Annotated in this window: 4 protein-coding genes, 5 tRNA genes and 1 pseudogene; 2 read left to right on the forward strand and 8 right to left on the reverse strand. The window is 61.7% G+C overall.

Translation table 11 applies throughout. The annotated features are described in order from the left end of the window. Positions 1–253, reverse strand: a pseudogene (locus GBM95_RS09610) (hypothetical protein); the annotation flags it as partial. Between the two features lie 608 nt (positions 254–861). On the opposite strand from GBM95_RS09610, the gene GBM95_RS09615 reads away from it, so the two are divergent. Beyond that, positions 862–1161, forward strand: coding sequence for an HPF/RaiA family ribosome-associated protein (locus tag GBM95_RS09615; RefSeq protein ID WP_139688464.1), 300 nt, complete (start codon positions 862–864; stop codon positions 1159–1161). Between the two features lie 162 nt (positions 1162–1323). Here GBM95_RS09615 and GBM95_RS09620 read toward each other — a convergent pair. From GBM95_RS09620 to GBM95_RS09640, 5 genes are all read right to left on the reverse strand, one after another. Next, a tRNA-Ala gene (locus tag GBM95_RS09620) sits at positions 1324–1399 on the reverse strand. Between the two features lie 46 nt (positions 1400–1445). Next, positions 1446–1521, reverse strand: a tRNA-Glu gene (locus GBM95_RS09625). A 10-nt stretch (positions 1522–1531) separates the two neighbouring features. Beyond that, a tRNA-Ala gene (locus GBM95_RS09630) sits at positions 1532–1607 on the reverse strand. A gap of 89 nt (positions 1608–1696) precedes the next feature. Continuing rightward, a tRNA-Glu gene (locus GBM95_RS09635) sits at positions 1697–1772 on the reverse strand. 9 nt (positions 1773–1781) lie between these two features. Continuing rightward, positions 1782–1857 (reverse strand) — tRNA-Ala (locus GBM95_RS09640). Between the two features lie 195 nt (positions 1858–2052). On the opposite strand from GBM95_RS09640, the gene uvrA reads away from it, so the two are divergent. Next, the gene (gene uvrA, locus GBM95_RS09645; protein WP_152158901.1) at positions 2053–7734 is read left to right on the forward strand and encodes an excinuclease ABC subunit UvrA; all 5682 of its coding nucleotides are present in this window, start codon (positions 2053–2055) and stop codon (positions 7732–7734) included. A 95-nt stretch (positions 7735–7829) separates the two neighbouring features. Here the strand turns inward: uvrA and lptG are convergent, their stop codons facing one another. Both lptG and lptF read right to left on the reverse strand, forming a co-directional pair. After that, the gene (gene lptG / locus GBM95_RS09650; protein WP_152158902.1) at positions 7830–8966 is read right to left on the reverse strand and encodes an LPS export ABC transporter permease LptG; all 1137 of its coding nucleotides are present in this window, start codon (positions 8964–8966) and stop codon (positions 7830–7832) included. Beyond that, complete coding sequence (gene lptF / locus GBM95_RS09655) at positions 8967–10094, reverse strand: LPS export ABC transporter permease LptF (RefSeq protein WP_152158903.1); 1128 nt, start codon at positions 10092–10094, stop codon at positions 8967–8969. Positions 10095–10296 lie beyond the last annotated feature (202 nt).

The raw sequence follows: 10296 nt of genomic DNA on the forward strand, positions 1-10296 counted from the left end.
CGCCGAAATCACGGCGGTCCGAGCGGTCGAAGCGGTCATTGCGGTCCGAACGGTCAAAGCGCGGACGATCGCCGAAGGGCTTCCTGTCGCCGAAGGGGCGGCGGTCGCCGAAATCGCGGCGATCCGAACGATCGGAGCGGTCGAAACGGTCAAAACGATCGAAGCGGTCGGAACGTCCGCGGCGGTCTCCGTCCTCGCCGTCGAAGGAGCGGCGCGGACCCTTGTCCTGCCAGGGCTTGTTATCCATAGCCATTCTATTTATCTCTCTGAAAAATAAAGAATCTGCATTCCACATCCCCATCGGGCGCGGGGCATGTCTCAAAACGGAATGCGTTGGTCAAAAGAAAAGTGTGTGAAAGAAGTCAGTCTGAAAAGGTTTCGCGCTTCGCTGCGCTATCGAATGTCGAAAGGCATGGGGTCGAATGAATGCCGCTGCCCCGGAGAAAAAACACCTCCGCGGGCATCAAAATGCCCGGGGTGCCTTCTGATCATTGAACAATCGCTTCGCCATTGAAATACTGCGGAATTCCTTTATAGGAATCCGGATTCAAGCGGGCCGCTTCACAATCTGAAAGGTATTGGCGCCTGAGGACGGGGCGCGGAAGCGCTTCATTTGAAAACGCCCCCTGCCATGCCGGTTCCTTAGAAAAGCATGCCTCATCGCGCGGTGCGTATTTTAAAGGATTCTGTCCGGACCATTGCACCTTTTTAACGCCCTTGAGACTTGGGACAAGTCGCTATGAAAGTCACGCCGACGACGGCAGGGAAAGCAGATACACTTTGATTAGGGATAACCGAAAAGAATTTCTTTTTCCGGTCTTTCTTCCCTACCAGCTCAGAACAACAAAAAGCGAGGTTCCTATGGCTGCCCAGATCATCTTTCATGGCATTAACCGCTCCCCCGCCGTCGAAACGGCTGTGAATGAGAAGGTTGCCGCGCTCCAGAAGTTTGACAATCAGCTCGGGCCCTGCAAGGTAACAGTCACTCAGGAAGGTCATCAGACGATGGGCGCCTTCACCATCCGCATTGATCAGTCCGCGTCGGGCAAGAACCTCATCGTCACCCGCACGAACCAGGATGTGATGGCTGCGCTCAACGAAGCCTTTGATACGCTGCGCCGCAGCGTCGTCGAGGAAGCCGACAAGCGTCGTCAGCGCTAAGGATCTGACCTTCAGGCGTGCAGTCTGATTTTCCCAGCGGAAGATGAGGCTACGCAGAAGCCGGATGCTCCGCAAAGCGGGCTTCCGGCTTTTTTCTTCTCCGGCGCGGATTCCGGACAAAACAAAGGCCCGTACGACATCAACGCGTGCGGGCCAAACGACTGGTGGAGGATAGCGGGATCGAACCGCTGACCTCTTGCATGCCATGCAAGCGCTCTCCCAGCTGAGCTAATCCCCCGGATAGGTCAAATTGCGGCTTTTCAGAAATGCATTCGTCGAGACTGTGGCGTCCCCACGGGGATTCGAACCCCGGTACCAACCGTGAAAGGGTTGTGTCCTAGGCCTCTAGACGATAGGGACCTCGACGATGTGGTGGAGGATAGCGGGATCGAACCGCTGACCTCTTGCATGCCATGCAAGCGCTCTCCCAGCTGAGCTAATCCCCCGACACGTTCTGATTGTGCTTTCCCGCTTCTTTCGAAGCGAGAGGCGGAAACTCATCAGGCTTTAGTGCTGCCTGACGCTTTTCAAACCTTGGCGTCCCCACGGGGATTCGAACCCCGGTACCAACCGTGAAAGGGTTGTGTCCTAGGCCTCTAGACGATAGGGACCTTAATTCTTGGTGGAGGATAGCGGGATCGAACCGCTGACCTCTTGCATGCCATGCAAGCGCTCTCCCAGCTGAGCTAATCCCCCCCGAATCGAGAAGGGAGATTATGCCGAAGTGTTTTCGATAAAGCAAGAGTTAGTTACTTCGTATTTACAATTTATTACATCCGCATGTTTCCGCCCGCGCCGCGGAATACCTCCGGACGCCCGCCCCGGATGCTGCGCCATGGGCTAGATTTAGGATCTCAGACTGAAAAGCTGCCACAAGTTTCCTTCAAGCAGATGACCCAGCAGAATTCTCCCCGCGACGCCCGGGATGAAAGGGCGCCGGCGATCCGCATCCGCGGCGCCGAGCAGAATAATCTCAAGCACCTGAATCTGGACATTCCCGTCGGGAGCTTCACCGTCGTCACGGGGCTTTCGGGGTCCGGGAAAAGCTCTCTCGTCTTCGATACGCTGTATGCGGAAGGTCAGCGCCGGTACGTGGAGACCTTCAGCCCCTATGCGCGCCAGTTTCTCGACCGCATGGACCGCCCGAAGGTTGAGTCGATCGAGGGCGTGCCGCCCGCGATCGCCATTGATCAGAACGCCGTCATCCGCACCTCGCGCTCGACCGTGGGCACGATGACGGAGATCAACGACCGTCTGAAGCTTCTCTTCGCGAGAAAGGCGAGAGCCTTCTGCCCCAATGACGGCTCTGCCGTCCTCGACTTTTCCCCCGACTCCATGTGGGAGGACATCCTCGGGCGCCTCGCGGCGCGCGGGGAATCGGACGCCCGAACGGCCGTCGCCTTTGAGCGCTTCGTCCCGAAGGCGCTTCCCCTCGAAACGGCGGAAGCGGGCCTCTCCGCCCAGGGCTTCACGCGCATTCTGGCGCGCGAGGCGAGAAGCGACGGCACGCTGCTCGTCGTTGCCGCCGACCGCTTCCGCGCGTCGACCGTGGAGCGAAGCCGCGCGATTGAGGCGATTGAGACGGCATTGAAGCGGGGCGACGGGCGCGTCGCCGTCTGGACGGAAAGTCCGGGCGAAGCCCCCAGAAGATTCGCGCGCTACCAGCACGGGCTTTCCTGCCCGGAGTGCGGACTTACCTTCTCTCCCCCGAAGCCCGCTTCCTTCAGCTTCAATTCGCCTGTCGGCGCCTGTCCGGTCTGCCGCGGCTTCGGCCGCGTCATCGGGACCGACCTCTCCCTCGTCATCCCAGACCGCTCGAAAAGTCTCCGGGAAGACGCCGTAAAGCCTTTCTCCACCAAGTCCTTTGCGGAATGCAAGGACGACATGCTGCGCGCCTGCCGAAGACTCGGCATTCCGACGGACGTCCCCTATGAGGACCTCCCCGAAGAAGCGCGCCGGATCATTGAAGAGGGAGAGCCCGGGTGGACGGGGAAATGGCAGACCGAGTGGTACGGCATCGGGCGCTTCTTCGAGTGGCTTGAAACGAAGAACTACAAGATGCACGTTCGCGTCATGCTTTCGCGCTACCGCTCCTACCGAACCTGCACGGCCTGCGGCGGCGCGCGCCTGCGCCCCGAAGCGCTCTCCTGGCGCATCGGCACGAAGGAAGACCGGGAGGCGGTCCTCGCGGAAGCCCCCGACGCCGGCATCTGCGCTCAGCCTGTCGGCTCCGGGCTTTCGAGGGAAGCCTATGCGGCGCTTCCAGGCTTCAACTTTCATGAGCTCATGCTCATGCCGGCAGCGGTTCTGAAGCATTTTCTCGAACGCCTGAACGCCCAAAAGCACGACGAGGCCGAAGCGCTCATTCTGGGCGAATGCCTCTCGCGCATTACCTTCCTCTGCGACGTGGGGCTCGGCTACCTCACGATGAACCGTCAGGGGAGAACCCTCTCCGGGGGCGAAGTGCAGCGCGTCAACCTCACGACCGCGCTCGGCGCCAATCTCGTCAATACGCTTTTCGTACTCGACGAACCGTCAATCGGCCTGCACCCCCGCGACATGGACCGCGTGAACGGCATTCTGAGGCGCCTCACGGCTCAGGGGAATACCCTCGTCGTCGTGGAGCACGACCCGCAGGTCATGCTTGCGGGCGAGCGCCTCATCGACCTCGGACCCGGCGCGGGCGCTGCCGGCGGCCGGATCATCTATGAAGGCTCGACGCGGGGCGTGCTCACCGCCAAAACGGAAACCGGCGCCTATCTCTCGGGCGAAAAGCGCATCACGCGAAAAGCGCTCCCCGTGACGGATGAAACGCCGAAACTAAAGCTTTCCCACGCGACCCTCAATAATCTGAAGAACGTCTCGGTCAACTTCCCCCTCGGGCGCCTCATTGCCGTGGCCGGCGTTTCCGGTTCGGGCAAATCCTCTCTCATTGCGGATACGCTTGTTCCCGCGCTTGAGCGGAAGCTCGGCGGCGCCGTCGTCTTCTCAGCCGACGCGGAGAGCGACGCCCCGGGGAGCGCCTCAGCCGCCCGGCTCTCGGGCGACCTGCCTGCCGGCATTGAATTCGTCGACCAGAGCTCCCTCGGGCGCACCACGCGCGGGAACCCCGCGAGCTATGTGGGCGCATTCACGGCAATCCGCGAATTTTTCGGCACCTCTCCGGAAGCCATCGTTGCCGGACTCAAGCCCGGCGACTTCTCCTTCAATTCCGGCGCCGGCCGCTGCCCGCGCTGCGCGGGCACGGGCTGGGAGCATGTCGAGATGCAGTTTCTCTCCGACGTCTACCTACCCTGCCCCGACTGCGGCGGGGAGCGCTACCAAGAAAAGATCCTGCGCATCCGGCCGACGCTCGACAACGGTAAGGCGCTCAGCATCTCCGACGTGCTCGACCTCACGGTCGATGAGGCGCTTGACGCCTTCTCCCGCCATGCGGCCGTCGTGAAGCCCCTCAAGGTGCTTCAGCTCACGGGGCTCGGGTACCTGAAGCTCGGGCAGCCCTTAACGACGCTCTCCGGCGGCGAAAGGCAGCGCCTCAAGCTTTCCGCGCGCATTGCGGAAGGCGTGCCTGCCGTGCGCGGTCAGAAGGGCAAGGTTTTCGTATTCGACGAACCCACAACGGGGCTTCACTTCGCCGACACCGCAAAGCTCGTCGACGTCTTCAACAGGCTCACCGTCATGGGCCATACCGTCATCGTGATTGAACACAATCTCGACGTCATCGGCGCGGCGGACTGGGTAATCGAAATGGGTCCCGAAGGCGGCTTTGCCGGGGGCGAGGTGATCTTTACGGGGACGCCGCAAGCGCTTGAAGCCGGAGGCACGCTCACGGGCGAAGCGCTTCTTGCATGGCGCCGCGCGCAGGCGCAGGACGCCTCGCGCGAAAGCTTCTTCAATCTTCCGCCCCTGAGGAAGCCCAGGATCAATCCGGAAGAGGCGCTTCGCGAATCGCACGCCATCGTGATTGAGGGCGCGCGCGAACATAATCTTCGGGACCTCTCGGTCGACATCCCGCGGGAAGCCTTTACGGTCGTCACCGGCCCCTCGGGCTCCGGCAAATCGACGCTCGCCTTCGACATCGTCTTCGCCGAAGGCCAGCGGCGCTATCTCGAAAGCCTCAACGCCTACGCGCGCTCCATGGTCCAGCCGCCGCCCGAACCCGACGTCGACAGCGTCCGGGGAATTCCCCCGACGGTGGCGATCGAGCAGCGCACGACCCGGGGCGGCATGCGCTCCACCGTCGCGACGATGACGGAGCTCTATCACTTTCTGCGCCTCATCTACGTGAAGCTCGGCACCGAATACTGCCCGGACTGCCAGGTGCCCGTCGAAGCGCAGACGCCCGCCATGATTGCCGAAAGCATCGGCGAAGCGTTTCCCAACGAGGAGTGCGCGCTTTTCGTCCCCATCGTCACGGGAAGAAAAGGCATTTTCGAAAAGGAATTCCTGCGGCTTCGCCAGAAAGGCGTGAAGCTCGTCCTCGTCGACGGCGAATACGCGTCCATTGAGACCACGGTCCCGAAGCTCGCGAGAAATGTGCTCCATACCATCGAGGCGCTCGCCGGCCGCACGGATACGACGGCGCCGCCCCGCATGATTGAGGTGGACGTGCGCGCAGCGCTCGCGCTCGAAAAGTCCGCGCAGCTGCGGGCCGTTCCTGCCTCGCAGGTCTCTCCCGGAGCGCCCGTTACGCACCCCGGCATCTTCTATTCGCTCGAACGCGCCTGCCCGAAGTGCGGACGGTCGCTGCCTGAGCTCGATCCGAGACTCTTTTCATACAACTCCGAAGCCGGGGCCTGTCCGACCTGTTCGGGCTACGGCGTGCTGACGGCCTCCATCCGCAAGGCCGTGAAGAAGGGCGAGGCGATGGAAACGGAGTTCTCCCGGACGGAAGACGAACCCGAAGTCGTCTGTCCCGACTGCTGCGGCGCGCGCCTCAATGAAGTCGCCCGCAACGTCCGCTGGGAAGGCAAGGCCATTCAGGAGGTCTGCCGCATGACGGCGCGCGAAGCCGCCGGCTGGTTTAAGGGACTGCGGCTTAATTCCAGAAGCGCCGCAATCGCGCACGATGCGCTCGAGGAGATCCGCTCGAGACTTGCCTTCCTCGCTGAAGTGGGGCTCGACTACCTGACGCTCGAGCGGAGTGCTCCCACGCTTTCGGGCGGGGAAACGCAGCGCATTCATCTCGCGAGCCAGCTCGGCACCAACCTGAGAGGCGTCTGCTACGTGCTCGACGAACCGACGATCGGGCTTCATCCGAGAGACAACGGCATGCTTCTCTCGGCCATTGAATCGCTCACGAAGAAGGGCAATACCCTTCTCGTCGTCGAGCACGACGAGGAGACCATCCGCCGGGCCGACCACGTGATCGACATCGGCCCGGGGGCGGGCGTCCGCGGCGGCCGCCTCATGGGAGAAGGGACGGTTGAGGACCTCGAAAGGAATCCCGACTCCCCGACTGGGCGGCTCCTTGCCCATCCCATCGCACACACCGGGATCCCTGAGCGCCTCCCCGACGCGGAAGGCAAGCGCCTCACGCTCGAAGGCATCCGCTTCAGAAACCTCGATATCGGGAAGTTCGACATTCCCCTGAAGCGCCTCACCGTCGTCACGGGCGTTTCCGGTTCCGGAAAGTCGACGCTATGCCGGGAAATTCTCTATGAGAACCTGAAGCGGCGGATTGAGAGCCCGGAGGCAAAGCTCTCCGGCCTCTCGGGCATGAAGGGAACGGAGGCGGTCGGCCGGGTTCTCGAAGTTGACCAGACCCCGATCGGGAAGAATCCGCGTTCCTGTCCGGCGACCTATGCGGGCGTGATGACGCCGATCCGCGACCTCTTTGCTTCAACGAACGAAGCGAAAGCACGCGGATACGGGGCGAGCCGCTTCACCTTCAACAAAACCGAAGGCGCATGCCCCGAATGCGCGGGTCAGGGCCTGAGAACAGTCGAGATGAATTTCCTTCCCGACGTGAAGGTCCTCTGCGAAGCGTGCGGCGGGAAGCGCTTCAATCCGGAAACGCTCTCCGTCGAATGGAAGGAGAAGTCGATCGGCGACGTGCTCGCGATGGAAATTGACGAGGCGGTCGAGTTCTTTGCGTCCATGCCCTCAATCTCGCATCCCCTGAAGCTCATGCAGGAAGTGGGGCTCGGCTACCTGACGCTCGGACAGCCCTCGCCAACGCTCTCGGGCGGCGAAGCGCAGCGCCTGAAGCTCGTGACCGAGCTCGCGCGCGTCCGTCCCGAAGGCACCTTCTCCGCCCGGTCTCCGCACACGCTCTACGTGCTCGATGAGCCGACGGTGGGCCTCCATATGGCCGACGTCGCGAAGCTCATGCACGTGCTCTCGCGCCTCGTCGATGCCGGGAGCACCGTCGTGATCATCGAACACAACCTCGACGTTGTTGCGGACGCCGACTGGGTGATCGACCTCGGACCCGAGGGCGGCTCCGCAGGCGGGCGCGTCGTGGGCGAAGGGACGCCGAAGGAGATTGCGGCGAAGAAGACGGCGACAGGGAAGGCTCTGCGGGCGTTTCTCAAAGCCCATAAGCCGAAGAGGAAGACAAAGACTCAATAAGCGCCTTTAAGGCGTATTCGGCGCCCAAAAACAACGAAGCGCGGCTTTCCTTCTTCCGGGAAAGCCGCGCTTCGTCTTTTTGAGAAACCGCCCGCTCAGCGCTTCTCAACCCACCAGAGCATTACCCCGGAGAGGATGAACATCATGACCGAGGGCGCGGCCGCCATTACCGCAGGCGGTACTGCGGCAAAGATGGAGAGGTAGGAAAAGAGATTGTTGAGCGCATAGAACGCGATGCCGATGAGGACGCCGAGGAAGATCTTGATCGCGACCCCGCCCGAGCGCGCGTTCATGTACGCGAAGGGCATAGAGATCGCAAGCATCACGAGGACCGCAAGCGGATAAAAAGCCTTCGACCAGAAGACCGCTACGAAATGGTCCGCGTCCTGATTGACCGACGTGAGGTGCTCGATGTAGCTCAAGAGATCCACCATCCCCATGCGGTCGGGCTTTGTCGTCATGACGCCGAGGATCTCGGGCGTAATGGTGGAGGGGAAGAGGAACTGCGAGAGCTTCTCGCTCGTTACCGGCGTCTGATTCGGATCCGTGCGGCTGTCGTTCATCACGGGATAGGTCACCAGGGTGACGTCTGACAGCGTCCACCCCAGTCCCGGCTGAAAGAGCCCGGACTCGGCGCGGATCATGCGCTCGAGCCTTCCGGCATCGTCGAATTCGAAGACTCGCCAGGCGCCGGTTGCATAGCGGTTCGACGCGCTGATCGAGCGGATGTTGATGTAGCGGTCGATCGACTCGCCGTTTCCCGTCTTCGCGACGTCGCGGATCCAGGCCCCCGACACGTAGCCGCGGGCAGAGAGCGACTGGTCGCCCGTTGAGCGGACTTCCGTCTGATAGCGCTGCGCCCAGGGGGCGACCGCTTCGCCCATGGCATAGGTGCCGGCTACAAGGAGCACGCCCGGGAGGATGAGGGTCACGGCAAGGCGCCAGGGCGAAAGGCCCGCCGCGCGAAGCACCGTGAATTCCGAGGTCGAGGCCCAGCGCGACATCGTGTAGACGGCGGCGAGAAGAACGGCCAGAGGCGCCACCTCATAGGCGCGCGAGGGAAGCGTGAGCCCCGTGAGGAGAAACGCCGTCGCAAGGTCGTACTTGTTGCTTCCCACCTCGTCCATCTGACCGATCAGGTCGAAGAACGCGAAAAGCGCAATCAGGATGACGAGAACGAAGACGGTCGAAAGAAGGATGTCCTTCGTGAACTGTCGGGAGATGACTGACATTTATCGGCCTCCCTCGGAACGACGCTGCTTCCAGTACCAGACGGACATCCATCTCGGGAGCCACCGGGTCATCCAGATGCGCCTCACGAAGAGAAGAACCGCAATCAGGAAGACGGATCCGTTGAGAAGGAGAAGCGCGGAAATGAGCGAGAGCCGCTCGCGCGTCACCCAGCTTTCCGCAACGGAAAGGCCGTTGAGGTAAAGAATGAAGATGAGGGCCGCCATGAGGAGATTGAGGCTCCGGCCGGCGCGCGGAGACGTGCAGGAAAGCGGAATCGCGAGGAGCACGAGATTGAGCGCCGCCAGCGGCCAGGAGAAGCGCCAGAGAAGCTCGGCCTGATTTTCCGGCGTCGGAAGCGCGAGGAGCACGGAGAGCGGCTGCGAATTGGCCCTTGTTGAGCGGAAGGCGTCGTCCACGCGGATGTCGAGCCTCACGCCGTAGTCCTGAAAGTCGACGACACGGGTTGCCGCAGAGGCGTTCTCTGTCTCAATGCGGCTGCCGTTTTTGAGAACAATGTAGCGGTCGCCCTCGGCATTGATCTCAATCGCGCCTTTTTCTGCCGTAACGACGGACTCCTTTCCGACACCGGCCTCCGCCATGAAGACGCGGCCCACCTCGTTGGGCGTTTCGCCCGCGGATTCAATAAAGAAGACGCGTTTTCCCCCCTGCGCCTCGATAAAGCGCCCGGGAGCAATGGCATTGACGTCCTCGCGCTGCGTGAACTGATTGCGGAGCTTATAGGTCTCCGAGCGCGCCCAGGGCGAAATCACAATCGAAAGGAGCGCGATCATGATGACGACGGGAAGCGCAAAGCGCATCATGGGCTCGATCCAGGAGAGGAGCGAGCGGCCTCCCGAAGAGAACCAGACCACCATCTCGTTGTCCTGCCAGGAGCGCATGAGGGTCATCAGCGCCGCAATGAAGAGCGATGCGGCAAGAAGCGGCGGCAGGTTCACCAGAGCGTTGTAGATGACGAGCTGCAGCACTGCGGAATGATCCACGCTCCCGCCGGCTGCCAGATTAATGAAGCGCACCATGGCGACCGCAAGAACGATCGTAAAGAGCACGGTGAAGACTCCGCCCGCAATGTTGGCGAGTTCAGAGATCAATGAACGCTTGAAGATCATGCTGGGTGTAGGAGTAGTGCTGAATGTAGCCGCTCGACCGGACCTGAAGAAGACGATTTTAACGGCTGGGAATCAGAATATGCGAAAGCCCCTGCTGACATCAAATCAACAGGGGCTTCGTTTATAGGGAGCCTGGCGATGACCTACTTTCACTGGAAATACAACCAACTATCATCGGCGCGGAGACGTTTCACTGTCCTGT

Origin of the sequence: Sutterella seckii, assembly GCF_009183815.1 — a bacterium.
GTDB classification, from domain to species: Bacteria; Pseudomonadota; Gammaproteobacteria; order Burkholderiales; family Burkholderiaceae_F; genus Sutterella; species Sutterella seckii.

What these genes read in the sequence shown, in the direction of transcription:
- GBM95_RS09615 (WP_139688464.1), top strand. Translation starts at nt 862, where the DNA reads ATGGCTGCCCAGATCATCTTTCATGGCATTAACCGCTCCCCCGCCGTC.
- uvrA (WP_152158901.1), top strand. Translation starts at nt 2,053, where the DNA reads ATGACCCAGCAGAATTCTCCCCGCGACGCCCGGGATGAAAGGGCGCCG.
- lptG (WP_152158902.1), bottom strand. Translation starts at nt 8,966, where the DNA reads ATGTCAGTCATCTCCCGACAGTTCACGAAGGACATCCTTCTTTCGACC.
- lptF (WP_152158903.1), bottom strand. Translation starts at nt 10,094, where the DNA reads ATGATCTTCAAGCGTTCATTGATCTCTGAACTCGCCAACATTGCGGGC.